Source organism: Vibrio sp. Vb1574 (assembly GCF_033338675.1).
The window spans coordinates 26,939-45,089 of record NZ_JAWOTC010000013.1; the positions used below are offsets into that span (position 1 = coordinate 26,939).

Below are 18,151 nucleotides of genomic sequence, written 5' to 3' on the forward strand. Positions count from 1 at the left end.
TAAATTAACTGGTTAAACCTAACTTCTTTATTCCCAACGTATCTCTGGCTTCGCAGTCACCATATCCGACAAACGAGAGCCAATCTCCCGCCGACGCCCTACAGTCAGCTTCGAATAGCGTCTTGTTGATGACAGGTCAGCGTGATTTAACTGCTTGGCTATGTCGTGTAACGAGACTCCTTGGCTAGCTAACAAACTTCCAACCGTATGACGAGCTGAATGCAGGGTTAGATTCGCTTTATCACCAGGTATGTCGGGCAGTCCCATCCTGGCTTTGATAGCCTTGAAAGCATGCCTAGGTTGCCCTACTGGTTTACCCTTTTTGCGTCCAGGAAAGAGATACGGATTATTCGCCACATGAGGCACTGACCTCAAAATATCAAGCATGTAATCACTCAAGTAAATAACGTGGCTACTACCGTTTTTCGTATGCGGAATAGTGAGTGTTTTCTCCTCCCAATTCACATCGGATTTCAAGCGCAAACGCAGTTCCTTATCCCTCGCGCCAGTCAAAAACAGCAAAGCTAGGTACGCGCCAATACTTTTATCTTCATGGTTCAGAGCGTGACCTATGAACTCCTTTAGCTGTGATTCGGACAAGTACCCAGTTCGCACGTTATCTTCTTTCAACAAGCTCACCTTGTCAGCAATGAGTGGCGCGTCCATCAACTTATATGCCTGACGATTGATCGTTTTGAGCAGAGCTAGAACACGGTTTATCGAGGCAGGAGCATACGGTTTACCCTTAATCGTAACGGCATTCTGCATCTCCATTTGGACTTTGATGATATCGGCGGCGGTTAGTTCATGAATGGATATGTGATGTATCGACTTTGCCAAACGAAACCGAGCAACGTCATCTTTCCAGCTACGTTTCTGTTTAGCCAGTGGCAGGTACACTTCATCAAAGAACCGCTCCAGAGTCATCGTCTTCTCGGTAGTCTGATTGTCACGCTCAAGCTTGGGATCAACGCCTTCTATAATTTGCTGGCGATACTCTTTGGCTGTTTTGCGCAATGTGGCGAGGTCAGTTTCAGGGTGCTTACCAAGACCAATGCTTGCCTTCTTACTTGTTACCGGACTGGTATAGCGTAGAAGGAAGCGTTTCCCGCCAGACTTACCCACTAAGCAGCGAACACCAGTAGGCAAACCAGAATCCTTCATAGCGGACAGATTGACTTCGTAATCGGTAGATTTAGCGCTAGCTGGATTGGATTTAAGGTTGTTAAGGAAAGTGGTGGTGAGTCGTTGTGATTTGCTCATTTAGACCTCCGTTAATTTATATACCCACACTTCAGTAATATAAATTTCAGAGGTCTTTAGTTACGGGTACACCATTGATTAATAGTGGTTTTAGGTAAAAAACCACTATAGTTAACAAAACTGAACAGACATAGGACGATATTGATGCACTACCAAGCACAGCCAAATATGATGAGATATCGACACGTCATTCAAGGCTAGAAAAACATGTATATATTATCGAATATCACTGGCTCCCATCACCAAGATCTGCAAAGGTTAGTTGATCAAGGTGGCGATAGACTTCTCATTACATCACCGTTCTTAGCTTCTGATATGACAAATTTTTTAGATGGCTTTCATTTCAATGCAGTCAAGAACATTGAACTGGTAACGACATTCAAAGCCAATGATCCCGAGCAGTTAACAAAGCCAAAACAACTATTAGACTTCCTCGAATACTTCAATGCCAAATACCCAAAGGTAAAGGCAAAAGTTCACATCGATAATAACCTTCATGGAAAAATCTATGCCCTAACCAAAAACCATGAGCATCAAGCTATCATCACATCGGCAAACTTCACTAAAAACGGATTACACCGCAATCACGAATGGGGGGTACTAACCCCACACAGTGCCCATCTGGACAATCTTATTGATGAAATTTACGAAGCCATTGAATTTAGAGAGCTTACGTTAACTCAACTCAGAAAAGCCGTGATGTTCGCTGAGCAGTATAGATCACAAAAAGCATGGGAAACAAAGCAGCCAAGTGCTGACATCGATATCCTACCACGAGTCTATTCCTCTGAGAGCGACTCAGATAAAGAGCCACTCTACTTCCTAAAACCAATTGGGACTCAGGATGATCCTGTACTTCTCGAAGAACGACGAGATTACTCAGATCTCCACCAGAACTTACACTTTTCCAAGAAAAAGCCTAAAGGTGTAACCAAAGGCGATATCGTCATTACAACTGGCGTAGGGTGTGGTTCCTTGCTTAGTTACTTCAAAGTCACGGGTAGTCTTTTCCATGTAACAGATCAAGAGATAAAACAGGAGGCTTGGAAAGAACGCTGGCCTTGGTATATGGAAGGACAAAACCATAGCTGTGACTTCGGTGGCTCATGGTGGGAATATGACATTAAACGTAACGCAGCATTAGAAGAATTCCGACAACTTTATCCCACAATTCCAGTGACGAAGTCAGGAAATTTCACTCTAGGCACGCTTAACTTCGGTAACGATAAAGTACAGATAACTAAAGAATTTGGCGAATTTTTAATAGGTAAAATAAAGAATTGCATGAAGTAAAAATAAAAGCCGAACGATACAACACGAAGTTATATGGTTCGGCTTTACCCACCCCTATCCCTAATAAACCTTGAACCGTTTCAGCTACTTGCCTCAGCGTTTTCACTTAGTCAGTGACAGGTTACAAGGTTATCCGAATACCTATACACGACCTCAACTTTAAAGCTAAGGTGGTGCTCATGATGAAAGGTACTTGTTGTTGAACTGACATCCAGTTCTGCTTTGAGGTTTGGCTATTGGGTTTTCGGCTACATCTTAAAACGGCAACAGATCGCTATGCAAACCAAGTTTCATTAGCTTTTGATAAAAAGAAAATCTCATCGGTGAAGTATGCTTGAGATTAAAAAAATGGGAAGGCAAATTTAAATCCAATCGAGCGGTTATGGAAAGTGATGAATGAGCATGCGAGGAACAATATTTACTTCTCCTCGAAGGCTGAATTTACAACGGCTATTAATGAATTTTTCAATGTAACGTTGCCAGAAGTTGCAGGCTCACTGGTATCCCGAATTACGGATAATTTTCAGATTTTGAAACCTGCATCTTCAAGTTGAGCGAGTATATAATCGGACGAGAAGGCACAGTGCTCTTGGGTATCTAAGCCCAGTTAACTTTGAACAGCAAAATGTCGCTTAATGAAGTGTCCAGTCTGGCTGGAGCAGATCAGAGTTTTGCTTACCAGATCGAACGACAGTTTACCTCCAATGTGTTTCTTCTAGCTCTTTTTGAGCTTTATCTAGCAACGCCATTAGTCTGTCTGCATCTTTGTATTTCCCTGCGATGATGGCACTGCGTAATTCGACCTGTAGAGCCTTCAATTTATCTAAGCCAGTTGGAGGTTTCGCAAGACGACGCAAACCATCAGCTTGATCCATAGATCTGATGTCATTGTTCATTTAAGCTCCCATTTCGATGAAGAACTATATCTATTTGAGTTTGATGAGAAAAAACTTCTGCTGAACAATTTACACACTCATATTTGAAGTATTTTTTGCGGAATACTTTTTCTATGAATGATCGGTGTATTCGATTAAACACCGTACTCTTCTTACACGAAGGGCACACCCCATAAAGTTGCATATAAATTAGCCTACTGACGAACGGACAATATTTTATTCATACCCAAATTGATATGAAACTTGATTATATGCATATATATTACTTCGAGTTTTTGTTTTTTGATGTGATCTTTGCCGCATAATTTAATGTTAAATAGGCGGTTGGATAAAGTTGGCAGCGGTAGGTTGAAGGTAGATTTATGTAGGACTTTTACACAGGCTAGGCTAAATATTTTCTGCAATTTCTTGTCTATTGGCGATATTGAGCGTATCCGCCCCGTGGGAGCATGGGGAGGATACTGGAAAACAGCTTAATAAGGATTTATACCGAGAGCGAGCCGATGTGCTCAGAGAGTGGGCTGGTGCAGAGATTCTTTACCTAACCATATTTAACGATAGTAGTATCTTGGCAAATGGCGTGTCTGTAGAGCTAATAATTCCACGCCACAAAGGGTCATCACTTCACGTACCCAAGAATAAGTATCCAGAAGAGCCTAAAGCAGAATACGAACCTTACGATAGATTAAAAATTAAAGGTATTCATAGTCTTAATAATCTACCAGACTTGAGTGTGTCATCTGATGCTAAAAACTACTACATCAATTGGAGTATAAACCGCCTGCAAGCGCAAACCAATTTAGAAGCAGATGGGTATGTACTAATTAAAACTGATAAGCCACTTGAGACTCAATGCACTATCTTTTGTGATGAGTTGCCTCAGCCAACCAAGACTACATTCAAGTCAAACCCACCGTTGGGTACTGCTATTGTTTCTGTAGATGAATTGTCGGATGAATCCTACTATACATCATTGCGCGATAAGCTCATTATGGATGGGTATGTTATAAGAGTTTTTGAAGAAATGTTGAACGAATATGAGCTTGAGGACTAGGTAGTTCTAGCACTGCGTTTGTTTACATATTGACATTTATCGCTACTTGCAGAATGTGAGGGACAAAGAGTTTTATTGAGCTGAAGGTTAAGTGTCAAAGAAATCAATAGAAACTTTTTGCTAGAGCTTCAATTTTCAACAATTGTATAGGTTAGTCTTTGGCCTAATTTCAATAACACACCTAGTATAAGGTGGTAGCTATGGCTCTGATCAAGTGTCCTGAATGCTATACAGAAGTTAGTACTTCTGCATATAACTGCCCTAAATGTGGGGGGGGGGGCAGCTAATTGCTTAGCAATTTTCAACAACTGCCTTGTATATTTGTATTTTTTACCGTCACTTTTGTCATGCTAACCAACTGTTATTTAATAGAAAGCCGATGGCATTAAACCATCGGCTTTAGACTTAGTCATCCCCTAAGTAGTCATCATTATTTGGATTGTGAGCATCCGCCCAGTCATCCATATCAGAATCATTATTAGGGTTATTAATATCAGACCACAGGTCTAGCTCGTCTTGTGACATATCTGAAGGATTCATCATAATTATTTCTTTCCTTGATAACGTGAGTTGTTTGGGTTTAGTTGATTTGCTCGATTATCTTGAGCCTTTTGGTACGTGGTGTTATGTCCAGATGTACCTTTGTTGCTGTTAGCTTGATTTGCTTTATGGTTGTTCTGTTTGTTGCTCATCGTTCTATCTCCTTTGTTGAATGAACGATGACATTGTATGAGAGGTGGTTTAGTAGCGACGATGATGGGACGGTGATTGTTCAGTGATTCTTAGTGATATTCAGTGATTTTGGACGGATGAGTGAAAAATGTCATAGCTTAAAAGGGAAACTACCACTGTATTACCTACAGATTTCGCCACCAGAACCACTAACATAGTATTAATAATAACCAGTACAACAGCAGCCTACGGCAAGCTGTTGTACTGGTTATTATATATTTAATATAAAAATCCCAACCAAGATCTAGTCCTCATCTATCAAGCCACATCCACGTAATCCTACAACTACCGACACCAGCAACGCGTTTAGAGTCCATAACTTACATAGACACTCGCTCAAACCACATATTTTTCTACGGTACGCCACTCGGCACACCAATCCCTCACTCGAATCGCCAGAGAGTACCGAGATCATCACTCAGCAAGCTTAGGGCAGCGATATTCACACACTGACGGTTAGTAGTAGAGATGGAGAATACCGCCATTTATTACACTTTAATGAGGTCGGTAAGTCAGCGTACTAACACCTAACCCATTTTTTCTTGGACTGAGGACTACGCTTGATTTGGTTATTTTTGGAAAGCTCATTGATTGCCTTGGTAAAATCTGACTTTGACAGCCCTAGCTGCTTTTGAAAGCTAGGATCTAAAGCACGAGGAGACTTCAAAGCATGAAGAAGCTTGTCTTCAGGAGATTTTTGGGGTGTCTGTTGTGGCTTAACAATTGGAACAACGGTATTCTCTCTAGTCCTGATGCTTTGACAAGGTGCGCCTAATTGCTTGCACTGAAACTCAAATGCTGAAATCAAGCTTTCATCGTTACTGTATAGCTCAAAATGAACAGAGCCCAACTGCTTTTTATCTAAAGCAAGTAGCACCCTAGACAGATATGCAATGATATAGAAATCGGCTTGGTTCTGACCTGTCGGATAGTCAGATAAGAACAGGTACAACGACTTTTCACAAACAAGCTTGACTGAATCTGACTTAGAAAAAACAAAGACTTTATCAACAACAGAAGCGTTAATCTTTTCTAGCTCCTTCAGTCCTACATTTTCAGCATCGACGAAAATCATCTTCATAGTTGGTCAAGCTCCATTTGTTCACCACTATAAAGAAGATTACACAGTTGCATATTGATATCAACTTGGAGTTAATTCATCTGTGTGATTGATTGTAGATGTATTACCCCAACGCGCTTACTACACACACCGCAAAACCTCCTATCTCAAACCGACTTTTCGACTATCCATCAAAACGATCAGTTGTTCCATAAAGGCAAAGCCAAAACCGCATAGTACCGTAAAGTCACCATGGTCGTATCATGGTTCTTCTCGCTCGAAACCCTTGAAGATACTGACTTGCGAGATTACAGAAGTTTGCATTTGTTGGATTTACTAAGATTCCCTTGCGCACAGAATCGTCATGCGATGAACCATATATGGACCATGGGAGAAATTTTAAGGGAGATAAAGTGAGTCTATTTTGGGAAGAGAAGAGGCGATAGCAGGAAAGGAGTTTTGAGGCAAACACCTGAAAAACCGAACATTTTCAAGCACCTAAAACGACGAAAGGCCGCTATAAAAGCGACCTTTCTAATATGGTACCGGTGGGCGGACTTGAACCGCCACGCCCGAAGGCAACGGATTTTGAATCCGTCGTGTATACCAATTTCACCACACCGGCATCTTTGGGCTATTGCCCTTTGATGGTTGGCATTATACGTAAGCTTTTGACCTGCGCAAGCAGAAATACCTTAAATAACTATCGTTTGCTGATAATTTCGCCACAAAGTGTGACAAAGCTGTACTCATAAGAAACGTACGCTCCATTTTCTACTACTCTTCCAGATGAAAGTGAGTATACGAAACTCTTTTTAAATTCTATTCACTGTAATATCAGAAACATAACCATTCCCAATGCTCGACAACGCATTATGGAGCATCTCTGCGGCATCTTCTGCTTGCATGAAGTAACTCGTGTCCATCGTATTGCCGCTTGTTTTCCAGAATTCCGTATCCATTCCACCAGGATAAACCGCGATAATTTTCATAGGTTTTCCTTTTAGCTCCAAACGAACCGACTCAATTAATCCTTTGACGGCCCATTTCACTGCACAATACGTAGACTCTTGCGCTTTAGGTTGTTGCGCGGCTGTGGACATGATCATGACCACTTTTATTGGATGATCTTTGTAACGCTTTACTAACTCTCTTAACACATGAATCGCAGAATTCAGGTTGTTATCAATCAACTTTTGAATCTCTTTCGGCTCCTGCTCTTCCAGTAAGCCAAAATAACCACTTCCTGCACTATGAATGACCATTTCAGGCGGCTGTTTCATCCCATCAAAGAGCTGTTTCACACCTTGATGTAATGAGAGGTTGCAAGCTTGATAGCCGACGTTATGAGAGAGTTGTTTTGCTAGTGCGGATAGTTTTTCTGTATTTCTTCCTATTACATACGTCTCTTTGCCTTCCGCATCATAACGCTTTGCTAGTTCCGCCCCTAAGCCGCTACTTGCACCTGTAATTACAATCATGCGCTACCTCTTTTCAATCACATACTTTTAATTCATCTATCAATTAAGGTAACAGAATCGTGGTAATTCACACCTCAAGAGCACCATTCTTTGAAGCAAGCAGCTTTCTTACTTTCGTGATGCATGAAATATCAAGCAGAACGACGGGCATTTAACCTATGCTTAAGCAAGAATAACTTTCTGAATTTTCTATCGACTTTCTAGTGAGAACTGAATAGGAGCAAAGAATGACTGGGTCAAAATGGCAGTGGTTACTGAAACAGATGACACGAAAACTGTGGGTCCGGACGTCACTCTACGCATTACTAGCTGTTGCTACCGCCTTAATGTCGATTGTTTTAAACCAGTTCATTACTCTGCCCCCTGCCATCAACGTCAGCAAGGATTTGTTGAACAACATATTAAATATCCTCGCAACCTCCATGCTTGCAGTGACTACATTCTCTCTCAATATTATGGTCTCAGCGTACAGTGCCGCTAGTGCAGGGGTAACGCCGCGAGCGACAAAACTGTTGATGGAAGACAGCACAACACAAAATGCCTTAGCAACCTTTCTTGGCTCTTTTCTATTTAGTTTGGTAGGAATTATCGCGCTAGGTATTGGGGCCTATCATCAACAAGCACAAATTTATCTATTCATCGTGACTATCGCCGTAATCGTGATGATCATACTCACTCTGTTACGTTGGATTCAGCACCTTTCCGTACTAGGAAGGGTCAGTGAAACCACTTCATACGTAGAGCAAGCCTTGTTAGATGCGATAAGAAAACGGGGTAAAGAGCGCTGGCTAGGTGCTCACCCGTGGAGCCACCCAGAACATAAACCCAGAGGAAGTAAACCTATTTTGAGCCAAGAAATTGGCTACTTACAGCATGTTGATATGCATCATCTCGATAGTATTGCTGAAGCAAACCAATGCACCATCTATCTTGAGCGACAACCGGGAAGTTTTGTGTACGTAGGTCAACCATTGGCTTGGGTTTGTGGAGAGTTGCCAGACGAAAGCGAAGTAACGGCAGCCTTCACGATTCGAACGGAGCGTTCATATGATCAGGACCCTCGCTTTGGTTTAGTCGTTATGGCGGAAATCGCCTCACGAGCACTATCTCCGGCTGTAAATGATAATGGCACCGCGATTGACGTTCTTGGGCGTTCTGTACGAGCACTTTCATTATGGGGAGACCTACTCAGCGAGCCGCCTACCAAAACTCGATACCCTAGACTATTTGTGCCCGCATTAAGCTGCCAGGATTTGTTCGATGATGTCTTTTTGCCGATAGCACACGATGGTGCAGCGCAACTCCAAATACAGATTCGCCTACAAAAGGCCTTGCTAGCTCTCTCTAGTATGCACCCTAAGTTATTTTTGTCACCAGCAATCAAGCTGTCAGAAAAAGCTTTAGAGCTTTCATTAAGCCAACATTATACCGAAGATGAGAAACACCAACTCTCTCAGCTATCTAATCTGGTCACAGACCAAAAAGCCAATGGTTAAGAGAGTCGAATTCAGTTGAAACATATTGCTGCACGGCCTCGTGTATCATGACATGTGCTGATAACGTAGGGCAGAAAAGTCTCTTCGTTTATACACAATTAAAGACTCTGTGCGTTAGGTCTCTTTTCTCTTGGTGAGGGAATCTATATTCTGACGCACAATTTTTAAGGTAAGTGATGGAATAATGACAACGTCTACAACTCTTCCACCTGCTGGTCTCTTTCGTCGACTTGCAGCGTTGATTTACGACACATTGATTATTATCGCAATTGAAATGATGGCCGCAGGTATTGTTATGGCCGTTGTGTTTGCACTAAATGCAGCAGGATTGTTGAGCTATGGCGAGTACGCTGATGCCGCAGATATGCTCGGAAAACACCCTGTATTGAGCCCTCTATTTACACTTTATCTTGCGGGTGTGTGGATATATTTCTTTGTGTTCTTCTGGACGCGAGCAGGACAAACTCTTGGGATGCGCGCTTGGAAACTTCGAGTTCGCAATGCCAAAGACGGAGCACCAATTACGGTAACTCAAGCTCTGATTCGTATTTCGACATCTGGCTTTGGCTTGGCAAATTTGACTGTACCGATTGATCCGAAGAGACGTGGTTTCCACGACATTTGGGCCAAAACAGAGGTTGTTGTATTACCCAAGGCAAACTAACTTGTCTAGGAACACAAAAAAGGAAGGCGTAATGCCTTCCTTTTACATTTGGTTCGGTAAAACTTGGTTTATTCGATGATGCTTCAGTTATAGCTTTCTTCGTAGTAGTGCAATCGCAATAGCTAAGAACACCAAACTCGGGGCCAAAGCACCAAACACTGGGGATATGCCATACACCAAGCTTAATGGGCCAAAGAACTCACTGGATATGTAAAAAGTAAACCCGGCAACCACGCCCGACAATACCCTTGCCCCCATGGTCACGCTTCTGAGTGGACCGAAAACAAAAGATAGCGCCATTAACATCATCACAGCAATTGAAAGCGGCTGAGTCAACTTACGCCAAAACGCCAACTCATAGCGAGATGCATCTTGTTCCGATGCTTTTAGGTAAGTCACATAATCATACAAACCGCTCAGTGACAGTTCTTCTGGCTTCACGGTCACCACAGCTAGCTTATCCGGTGCCAAAGAGGTGTGCCACTCCATCTGTTCGATGTCTTGCTTTGAAATTACGTTTTCATTTTCCATGTCCGTAATTTGTACGTAGCGCATCAGCCAGTTGTTATCTTGTTGGTAGTCGACTTCTTCGGCGAAAATAACTTTTTGTAGATTCTTATCATCATCAAAACGCCACATATTTAAAGCATAAAGCTTGTCGTCTTCGACTTTACCTATAAAGATAAAGTCGTTTGCGTCACGAGCCCACACACCTGAGCGCACAGACACAATGCTACCACCTGATATCGCAAACGCACGTAAGTCACGGGCCATCTTCTGGGCCTCAGGAGCGCCCCATTGACCTAACGCCATAACAACAATCATGAGCGGGACGGCCGTTTTGAGTACCGATAACCCGATATCCAGCTTAGAGAAACCAGCAGCTTGCATCACCACCAGCTCAGAGCTTGAAGCCAACATACCTAAGCCGATAAGGGCACCGAGTAATGCCGCCATTGGAAAGAACATTTCGATATCACGCGGCACACTGAGTAACACAAAGTACAACGCATGAGTGAGGTCGTACACACCTCGCCCTACTTTACGTAGCTGTTCTACATATTTGATGATGCCCGATAAGCCAACAAACGTCGCTAAAACCAAGGCAGTGGTAGAGATGATGGTTCTACCGATGTAAAGGTCTAAGATTTTGAACACAGCTTACGCGAGCCTCTTCTTGCGGAATTTGTCTTTTATTCGTCTAGCAGCAACGCTATCCATCATATTCGCCATGATAGCAACAATCAGCAACATCGCATTGATTGGCCACATACCAATAGCAGCCGGGATGTCACCATCTTCTAATGCAGATTTGGTTGCACTGATCGCCAAGAAATACGCTAGGTAGATCAGGATCGCAGGCCCCATTTTGGCAAACCGTCCCTGACGCGGATTCACCGCAGACAAAGGAATAACGAGCATTGTTAAGAGTGGAATGCACACAAATAACGAAATTCGCCATTGTAGCTCCGCTTGCGCCTCTGGATCTGGGTGACCTATCAAGTCAACCGTTGGGTATGCTTCCCAGTCTCGCCCTTTCTTTTTGACCTCACGTTGGCCGATAACACCTTCGTATTCATCGAATTTCGTGATCATATATTCAACGCGAGTAGGCACACCTTCATAACGCGTACCTTCTTTCATAGTGATGATCTGACGACCGTCCGAAAGCTCTTTTACTTCACCAGAAGATGAGAACATCACACTCGGTAACACTGAATCTCGAGGGCGCATCTGCGCAACAAAAACGTTGCTCAAGGTATTGTCTTTAATGTCATCGATGAACACAACCGATGAACCGTCTGGTGTACCTTGGAACTGACCTTTTTTAAGTAGGTCAACGCTGTTTTCTGACGCTACCTGCTCATAAAGCTGCTCAACGCGGTCTTGAGACCACGGCGATAGCCACAACGCATTGAAAGCCGCCACCGCTGAAGTAATCAACGCTAGGTATAAGGCCGCTTGAACCAAGAATTTATTACCAATACCTGTCGCGTTCATTACGACAATTTCGCTCTCTGCATACAGACGACCAAATGTGATCAATATGCCGATATACAGACTTAAAGGCAGCATTAACAGACCCATTGCTGGCATGTTCAAACCAACAATCGAGAAAATCAATCCAGCAGGAATATCCCCATCAGAAGCATCAGCAAGAACACTTATGAATTTCTGGCTTACAAACACCAAAAAAAGTACGAAAAAAATCGCAAATTGGCTCTTGAGTGTTTCGCGGATCAAATATCTAACAATAATCACGCTGAAATTACCTATACAAAACTTGTTTTTTTGGTCGAATCACTATAGTTTCCCGTTGAACCATTTATTTTTTTAAAAATTATAAACTAGATGTTAGTCGCTTAATCAGCTCTGCATGTAAGCCTGGAGCTAAAATTCAACAAGTAAGCGATCATTATCTAACATTTAGAGCAATTTGTCTTCAGGATGTAGGAGTACGCATGGAGTTCAGTGTAAAAAGTGGCAGTCCAGAGAAACAACGTAGCGCATGTATCGTTGTTGGTGTGTTTGAACCACGTCGCCTTTCTCCAGTAGCCGAACAACTTGATAAAATCAGTGACGGTTACATCAGTTCACTACTTCGCCGTGGTGATCTAGAGGGTAAACCTGGTCAGATGCTGCTACTGCATCAAGTACCAGGTGTTTTGTCAGAGCGCGTTTTACTTGTCGGTTGCGGCAAAGAGCGTGAACTTGGCGAGCGCCAGTACAAGGAAATCATTCAAAAGACGATCAGCACACTTAACGAGACAGGCTCAATGGAAGCGGTATGTTTCCTAACTGAACTGCATGTTAAGGGTCGTGATACATACTGGAAAGTGCGCCAGGCTGTAGAAGCGACTAAAGATGGTCTATACACATTTAATCAATTCAAGAGCGTGAAACCTGAGACTCGCCGCCCACTGCGCAAGCTTGTTTTCAACGTACCAACGCGTCGTGAATTGAACTTGGGTGAAAAAGCAATCACTCATGGTCTTGCTATCGCATCAGGTGTCAAAGCCTCAAAAGACCTTGGCAACATGCCGCCAAACGTAGCTAATCCAGCTTACCTTGCTTCTCAAGCTCGTCGTCTAGCGGACGATTACGAAACCGTAACCACCAAAATCATTGGTGAGCAAGAGATGGAAAAACTGGGTATGACCTCTTACCTAGCAGTAGGCCGTGGTTCTAAAAACGAATCTATGATGTCTATCATCGAGTACAAAGGTAACCCTGACTCAGATGCAAAACCGATTGTGCTCGTAGGTAAAGGTCTAACCTTCGACTCAGGCGGTATCTCTCTAAAGCCGGGCGAAGGTATGGATGAGATGAAGTACGACATGTGTGGTGCGGCATCGGTATTCGGTACAATGAAAGCGCTAGCGAAGCTAAACCTACCAATCAACGTTATTGGTGTTCTAGCGGGCTGTGAAAACATGCCTGGCAGCAACGCTTACCGTCCAGGTGACATCCTAACGACCATGTCTGGTCAAACTGTAGAAGTTCTGAACACGGATGCTGAAGGCCGTCTTGTTCTTTGTGACGCACTGACTTACGTAGAGCGTTTCGAACCAGACTGCGTGGTTGACGTTGCAACGCTAACTGGTGCTTGTGTTATCGCACTAGGCCACCATATCAGCGGCGTAATCTCTAACCACAACCCTCTTTCTCATGAGCTAGTAAACGCTTCTGAGCAAGCGAGTGACCGTGCATGGCGTCTACCAATGGCAGACGAGTACCACGAACAGTTGAAGAGCCCGTTTGCGGATATGGCAAACATTGGTGGTCGCCCTGGTGGCACAATTACTGCGGGTTGCTTCTTATCTAAGTTCGCGAAGAAGTACAACTGGGCACACGTCGATATCGCAGGTACCGCGTGGAAATCAGGCGCAGCGAAAGGCTCAACGGGCCGTCCTGTCTCAATGCTTGTCCAATTCCTTTTGAACCGCAGCGGCCAAGAGACAGAAGAGTAATTTCTGAACAGAATCTAAAAGGGCCGCAAGGCCCTTTTTTATTATCCTAATTTTCTAAAATGAAAGTGGGACTTAAGATGGTCTTAGGAAGAGACCCAAGGCAAGTGAGAGAATGATGCAAACTGCAACCTTCTACATCATTAACGAAGAGAGCCCGCAAGCAACGGTGGCTGGCTTTGAAGAATACATCGTGTTTTTGGCTCAGCACTTTGCTCGCCAAGGCGCTAAAGTGTATTTAAACTGCCAAGACAAACCACACGCCGAGCAGCTCGCTGAAGCCTTTTGGCAAGTTGATGCAGACAAGTTCATGGCACATAACCTCGTAGGCGAGGGACCGAAATACGCCACCAATATTGAAATCGGCCATGAAGGTGTAAAACCTAATTGGAACCGTCAGCTGGTAATTAATTTGGCGGAAAATGAGACAACCTTTGCGAACAAGTTTGCTCAAGTGGTAGACTTCGTGCCCTGCGAAGAAAAAGCTAAACAACTCGCAAGAGAAAGATATAAAATTTACCGTCAAGCAGGTTACCAGCTGCAAACGATCGAAATTCAATATCCTTAACGGTCAATCCTTATAGTTAAGGCGATCTTGTTAAGATCCCTCACTTATAAAGATTGACTAAGATTCAACCATCAACGTATCCATTAAAAGAGCGCTATGGAAAAGACATACAACCCAACTTCAATCGAACAAGCTCTGTATCAGACTTGGGAAGAGAAAGGCTACTTTAAGCCACACGGTGACACTACTAAAGAATCATACAGCATCATGATCCCGCCACCGAACGTCACTGGTAGCCTACACATGGGCCACGCGTTCCAAGATACGATCATGGATACGCTTATCCGTTGTGAACGTATGAAGGGTAAAAACACCCTTTGGCAAGTAGGTACTGACCACGCTGGTATCGCAACTCAGATGGTTGTTGAGCGTAAGATCGCTGCAGAAGAAGGCAAAACAAAACACGATTACGGTCGTGAAGCTTTCATCGACAAAATCTGGGAATGGAAAGGCGAATCTGGCGGCACTATCACTAAGCAGCTTCGTCGTCTTGGCGCATCTGTAGACTGGGATCGTGAACGCTTTACGATGGACGATGGTCTATCTAACGCCGTTCAAGAAGTGTTCGTACGTCTATACGAAGACGATCTAATCTACCGCGGTAAGCGTCTGGTTAACTGGGATCCAAAGCTACACACAGCGATTTCAGATCTAGAAGTAGAGAACAAAGACACTAAAGGCCACATGTGGCACTTCCGCTACCCACTAGCAGATGGCGCTAGAACAGCCGATGGCAAAGACTACATCGTTGTTGCAACGACTCGTCCAGAGACCGTGCTAGGCGATACGGGTGTTGCAGTTAACCCAGAAGATCCACGTTACAAAGATCTTATCGGTAAAGAAATCATCCTTCCTATCGTTGATCGTCGCATCCCAATCGTGGGCGATGAGCACGCAGATATGGAAAAAGGTACTGGCTGTGTGAAAATCACACCTGCGCACGACTTCAACGACTACGAAGTAGGTAAGCGCCACCAGCTACCAATGATCAACATTCTGACTTTCGACGCAAACATCCGTGATGCTTCTGAAGTATTCAACACCAACGGCGAAGCAAGCGACGCTTACAGCACTGAGCTACCAGCTAAATACCACGGTATGGAGCGTTTTGCCGCTCGTAAAGCTATCGTTGCTGAATTCGACGAGCTAGGCCTACTTGAAGAAGTGAAAGATCACGATCTACAAGTTCCTTACGGCGACCGTGGTGGCGTGGTTATCGAACCAATGCTAACTGACCAATGGTACGTACGTACTGCGCCTCTAGCGAAAACTGCAGTTGAAGCAGTAGAAAACGGCGACATCCAATTTGTTCCTAAGCAGTACGAAAACATGTACTTCTCTTGGATGCGTGACGTTCAAGACTGGTGTATCTCTCGTCAGCTATGGTGGGGTCACCGCATCCCAGCTTGGTACGACAACCAAGGTAATGTTTACGTAGGTCGCACTGAAGAAGAAGTTCGTAAGAACAACAACCTAGAGTCAGTCATTGAACTGCACCAAGACGAAGACGTACTGGATACGTGGTTCTCTTCTGCACTATGGACATTCGGTACTCAAGGTTGGCCAGAGCAAACTGACGACCTGAAAGTATTCCACCCTTCAGACGTTCTAGTAACTGGTTTCGACATCATCTTCTTCTGGGTTGCGCGCATGATCATGATGACCATGCACTTCGTGAAAGACGAAAACGGCAAACCACAAGTACCATTTAAGACGGTTTACGTTACTGGTCTAATCCGTGATGAAAACGGCGACAAGATGTCTAAGTCGAAAGGTAACGTCCTTGATCCAATCGACATGATCGATGGTATCGACCTAGAGTCTCTCGTAGAGAAGCGTTGTGGCAACATGATGCAGCCTCAACTAGCGAAGAAGATCGAGAAGAACACTCGTAAGACGTTTGAAAACGGTATCGAAGCATACGGTACAGACGCACTGCGTTTCACTCTTGCAGCAATGGCATCGACAGGTCGTGATATCAACTGGGATATGAAGCGTCTTGAGGGTTACCGTAACTTCTGTAACAAGCTATGGAACGCAAGCCGTTACGTAATGATGAACACAGAAGAGCAAGATTGTGGCTTCAACGGTGGTGAGATTGAATACTCACTAGCAGACAAGTGGATCGAGTCTCAGTTTGAACTAGCAGCGAAAGCGTTCAACAACCATATCGACAACTTCCGTCTAGATATGGCTGCGAACACGCTTTACGAATTCATCTGGAACCAATTCTGTGACTGGTACCTAGAGCTTACTAAGCCAGTTCTATGGAAAGGTACTGAAGCACAACAGCGTGGTACTCGTCGTACATTAATCACGGTTCTTGAGAAGACTCTACGTCTAGCTCACCCAGTGATTCCTTACATCACTGAAACTATCTGGCAAAGCATCAAGCCATTAGTTGAAGGTGTAGAAGGCGAGACAATCATGCTACAAACACTTCCTCAATTCGACGAAGCAAACTTCAACCAAGAAGCGCTAGATGATATCGAATGGGTGAAGGCGTTCATTACCAGCATCCGTAACCTACGTGCTGAATACGACATCAACCCTGGTAAGCCGCTTGACGTTATGCTGAAAGCAGCAAATGCAGAAGATGCCTCTCGTCTAGAAGCAAGCAAGCAAGTACTGATGTCACTAGCGAAGCTAGAAGCAGTACGCGTGCTTGAAACTGGCGAACAAACTCCTGCATGTGCGACAGCACTGGTTGGTAAGTCTGAGTTGATGATCCCAATGGCAGGTCTGATCGACAAAGATGCTGAGCTTGCTCGTCTAGATGGCGAAATCAAGAAGACTCACGGCGAAATCAAGCGTATCGAAGGCAAACTAGGTAACGAAGGCTTCGTAGCGAAAGCACCTGAAGCAGTTGTTGCTAAAGAGCGTGAGAAGCTTGAAGGCTACAAAGAGACACTAGCTAAGCTAGAAGAGCAGAAGACAACGATCGCTGCGCTTTAAGCCTCAGTGAAAGAGAAGAATTAACACTTCTCACTTTTGGTTCAAAGGTTGGTCATCATGGCCAACCTTTTTTGTATACATTTCACCAAAACCATCATCAATAGCTTCCCCCTATCACAACAATACTCATTACCCATTAGCATTAATGAGAATTATTATCGATAATGAACTCATCGAAACAAACACGATTGAGTAATTATCATGAAAAAGACACTAACTTTCGCAGCACTGCATTTTACTATCGCATTTAGTGTCGCTTACGTACTCACAGGCGACATTCTAATTGGTAGTTTAATTGCCATGATTGAGCCTTCAGTGAACACCGTAGCCTTCTACTTTCATGAAAAGGCATGGGCAAAAGTCCCAGCACTTAAAGCTCGTCAGTGGATGACCAAATTAAAAACCGCAAGCTTTGCGACCGTGCACTTCAGCGTCGCTTTTACCGTGGTTTACTTACTAACAGGTGATGCATTTGTCGGCGGCGTAATGGCGATGCTAGAGCCGAGTTTGAACACGGTGGCTTACTACTTCCACGAGAAAGTATGGATGCGTAAATCATCAGAAAAAGCTCCAGCACCGCAGTTTTGTTTACATCACCACGCTTAAACATGGAGGCTCACTACGTCTCCTAACGAGAAAAATGACATTTACCATTGACAAGGTTGCGCACCGCAATTAATTTAATTGCGGTGCGCAACTTTATTTTTAGAGGTAAGTGATA

At 43.8% G+C, this 18,151-nt stretch carries 16 protein-coding genes, 1 tRNA gene and 2 pseudogenes; 10 read left to right on the plus strand and 9 right to left on the minus strand.

Annotated elements, in window-relative coordinates:
* Positions 1–27 precede the first annotated feature (27 nt).
* A complete protein-coding gene (locus R7O12_RS11225; protein ID WP_213912440.1) occupies positions 28–1,263 on the minus strand; it encodes a tyrosine-type recombinase/integrase in 1,236 nt (411 codons plus the stop codon).
* A 207-nt stretch (positions 1,264–1,470) separates the two neighbouring features.
* Here R7O12_RS11225 and R7O12_RS11230 point away from each other — a divergent pair, with 207 nt between their 5' ends.
* The 3 genes and pseudogenes from R7O12_RS11230 to R7O12_RS27290 all read left to right on the plus strand — a co-directional run.
* Positions 1,471–2,556, plus strand: a complete 1,086-nt coding sequence (locus tag R7O12_RS11230; protein WP_213912441.1) for a phospholipase D family protein — start codon at positions 1,471–1,473, stop codon at positions 2,554–2,556.
* A 359-nt stretch (positions 2,557–2,915) separates the two neighbouring features.
* Positions 2,916–3,110 (plus strand): annotated as a pseudogene (locus R7O12_RS11235) (IS630 family transposase); the annotation flags it as partial.
* A pseudogene (locus R7O12_RS27290) lies at positions 3,106–3,192 on the plus strand (IS3 family transposase); the annotation flags it as partial. The pseudogenes R7O12_RS11235 and R7O12_RS27290, both read left to right, overlap by 5 nt.
* Positions 3,193–3,251: 59 nt before the next feature.
* On the opposite strand, the gene R7O12_RS11240 reads toward R7O12_RS27290, so the two are convergent.
* A complete protein-coding gene (locus R7O12_RS11240; protein WP_023585700.1) occupies positions 3,252–3,452 on the minus strand; it encodes a hypothetical protein in 201 nt (66 codons plus the stop codon).
* A 505-nt stretch (positions 3,453–3,957) separates the two neighbouring features.
* Between R7O12_RS11240 and R7O12_RS11245 the strand changes: the two genes are divergently transcribed.
* A complete protein-coding gene (locus R7O12_RS11245) occupies positions 3,958–4,506 on the plus strand; it encodes a hypothetical protein (protein ID WP_203345220.1) in 549 nt (182 codons plus the stop codon).
* Between the two features lie 405 nt (positions 4,507–4,911).
* On the opposite strand, the gene R7O12_RS11250 is transcribed toward R7O12_RS11245, so the two are convergent.
* The 5 genes from R7O12_RS11250 to R7O12_RS11270 form a co-directional block, all read right to left on the minus strand.
* Positions 4,912–5,049: a hypothetical protein gene (locus tag R7O12_RS11250; RefSeq protein WP_203345219.1), complete on the minus strand. Its 138-nt coding sequence runs from the start codon at positions 5,047–5,049 to the stop codon at positions 4,912–4,914.
* Positions 5,050–5,051: 2 nt separating this feature from the next.
* Entirely contained in the window at positions 5,052–5,198 is a 147-nt protein-coding gene (locus tag R7O12_RS11255) for a hypothetical protein (RefSeq protein WP_023585697.1), read from the minus strand.
* A gap of 560 nt (positions 5,199–5,758) precedes the next feature.
* Positions 5,759–6,319, minus strand: coding sequence for a hypothetical protein (locus tag R7O12_RS11260; RefSeq protein ID WP_213912443.1), 561 nt, complete (start codon positions 6,317–6,319; stop codon positions 5,759–5,761).
* Between the two features lie 519 nt (positions 6,320–6,838).
* Positions 6,839–6,923: transfer RNA gene (locus R7O12_RS11265), tRNA-Leu, on the minus strand.
* A 190-nt stretch (positions 6,924–7,113) separates the two neighbouring features.
* Complete coding sequence (locus R7O12_RS11270; RefSeq protein ID WP_042523470.1) at positions 7,114–7,779, minus strand: SDR family NAD(P)-dependent oxidoreductase; 666 nt, start codon at positions 7,777–7,779, stop codon at positions 7,114–7,116.
* A gap of 227 nt (positions 7,780–8,006) precedes the next feature.
* Here R7O12_RS11270 and R7O12_RS11275 point away from each other — a divergent pair, with 227 nt between their 5' ends.
* Together R7O12_RS11275 and R7O12_RS11280 are read left to right on the plus strand one after the other, a co-directional pair.
* Positions 8,007–9,275, plus strand: a complete 1,269-nt coding sequence (locus tag R7O12_RS11275) for a DUF2254 domain-containing protein (RefSeq protein ID WP_005385537.1) — start codon at positions 8,007–8,009, stop codon at positions 9,273–9,275.
* A gap of 184 nt (positions 9,276–9,459) precedes the next feature.
* Entirely contained in the window at positions 9,460–9,939 is a 480-nt protein-coding gene (locus R7O12_RS11280) for an RDD family protein (RefSeq protein WP_042523472.1), read from the plus strand.
* An 87-nt stretch (positions 9,940–10,026) separates the two neighbouring features.
* On the opposite strand, the gene lptG is transcribed toward R7O12_RS11280, so the two are convergent.
* Positions 10,027–11,097, minus strand: a complete 1,071-nt coding sequence (gene lptG, locus R7O12_RS11285; RefSeq protein WP_005381071.1) for an LPS export ABC transporter permease LptG — start codon at positions 11,095–11,097, stop codon at positions 10,027–10,029.
* A gap of 3 nt (positions 11,098–11,100) precedes the next feature.
* Positions 11,101–12,201, minus strand: a complete 1,101-nt coding sequence (gene lptF, locus R7O12_RS11290) for an LPS export ABC transporter permease LptF (RefSeq protein ID WP_005381072.1) — start codon at positions 12,199–12,201, stop codon at positions 11,101–11,103.
* Between the two features lie 200 nt (positions 12,202–12,401).
* Here lptF and pepA point away from each other — a divergent pair, with 200 nt between their 5' ends.
* The 4 genes from pepA to R7O12_RS11310 all read left to right on the plus strand — a co-directional run bounded on the left by pepA (position 12,402) and on the right by R7O12_RS11310 (position 18,036).
* A complete protein-coding gene (gene pepA, locus R7O12_RS11295; RefSeq protein ID WP_005381073.1) occupies positions 12,402–13,910 on the plus strand; it encodes a leucyl aminopeptidase in 1,509 nt (502 codons plus the stop codon).
* A gap of 115 nt (positions 13,911–14,025) precedes the next feature.
* Positions 14,026–14,475: a DNA polymerase III subunit chi gene (locus tag R7O12_RS11300; RefSeq protein WP_031777270.1), complete on the plus strand. Its 450-nt coding sequence runs from the start codon at positions 14,026–14,028 to the stop codon at positions 14,473–14,475.
* Positions 14,476–14,571: 96 nt separating this feature from the next.
* Positions 14,572–17,430, plus strand: coding sequence for a valine--tRNA ligase (locus tag R7O12_RS11305; RefSeq protein ID WP_115386304.1), 2,859 nt, complete (start codon positions 14,572–14,574; stop codon positions 17,428–17,430).
* Between the two features lie 201 nt (positions 17,431–17,631).
* Positions 17,632–18,036, plus strand: a complete 405-nt coding sequence (locus R7O12_RS11310) for a DUF2061 domain-containing protein (RefSeq protein WP_005381078.1) — start codon at positions 17,632–17,634, stop codon at positions 18,034–18,036.
* Positions 18,037–18,151 lie beyond the last annotated feature (115 nt).

Bases quoted from the DNA above. Each gene is read 5' to 3' on its own strand.
- R7O12_RS11240 (WP_023585700.1), bottom strand. From the start codon at position 3,452: ATGAACAATGACATCAGATCTATGGATCAAGCTGATGGTTTGCGTCGT.
- R7O12_RS11305 (WP_115386304.1), top strand. From the start codon at position 14,572: ATGGAAAAGACATACAACCCAACTTCAATCGAACAAGCTCTGTATCAG.
- R7O12_RS11300 (WP_031777270.1), top strand. From the start codon at position 14,026: ATGCAAACTGCAACCTTCTACATCATTAACGAAGAGAGCCCGCAAGCA.
- R7O12_RS11275 (WP_005385537.1), top strand. From the start codon at position 8,007: ATGACTGGGTCAAAATGGCAGTGGTTACTGAAACAGATGACACGAAAA.
- pepA (WP_005381073.1), top strand. From the start codon at position 12,402: ATGGAGTTCAGTGTAAAAAGTGGCAGTCCAGAGAAACAACGTAGCGCA.
- R7O12_RS11260 (WP_213912443.1), bottom strand. From the start codon at position 6,319: ATGAAGATGATTTTCGTCGATGCTGAAAATGTAGGACTGAAGGAGCTA.
- R7O12_RS11225 (WP_213912440.1), bottom strand. From the start codon at position 1,263: ATGAGCAAATCACAACGACTCACCACCACTTTCCTTAACAACCTTAAA.
- R7O12_RS11255 (WP_023585697.1), bottom strand. From the start codon at position 5,198: ATGAGCAACAAACAGAACAACCATAAAGCAAATCAAGCTAACAGCAAC.
- R7O12_RS11280 (WP_042523472.1), top strand. From the start codon at position 9,460: ATGACAACGTCTACAACTCTTCCACCTGCTGGTCTCTTTCGTCGACTT.
- R7O12_RS11310 (WP_005381078.1), top strand. From the start codon at position 17,632: ATGAAAAAGACACTAACTTTCGCAGCACTGCATTTTACTATCGCATTT.
- R7O12_RS11250 (WP_203345219.1), bottom strand. From the start codon at position 5,049: ATGATGAATCCTTCAGATATGTCACAAGACGAGCTAGACCTGTGGTCT.
- R7O12_RS11270 (WP_042523470.1), bottom strand. From the start codon at position 7,779: ATGATTGTAATTACAGGTGCAAGTAGCGGCTTAGGGGCGGAACTAGCA.
- R7O12_RS11230 (WP_213912441.1), top strand. From the start codon at position 1,471: ATGTATATATTATCGAATATCACTGGCTCCCATCACCAAGATCTGCAA.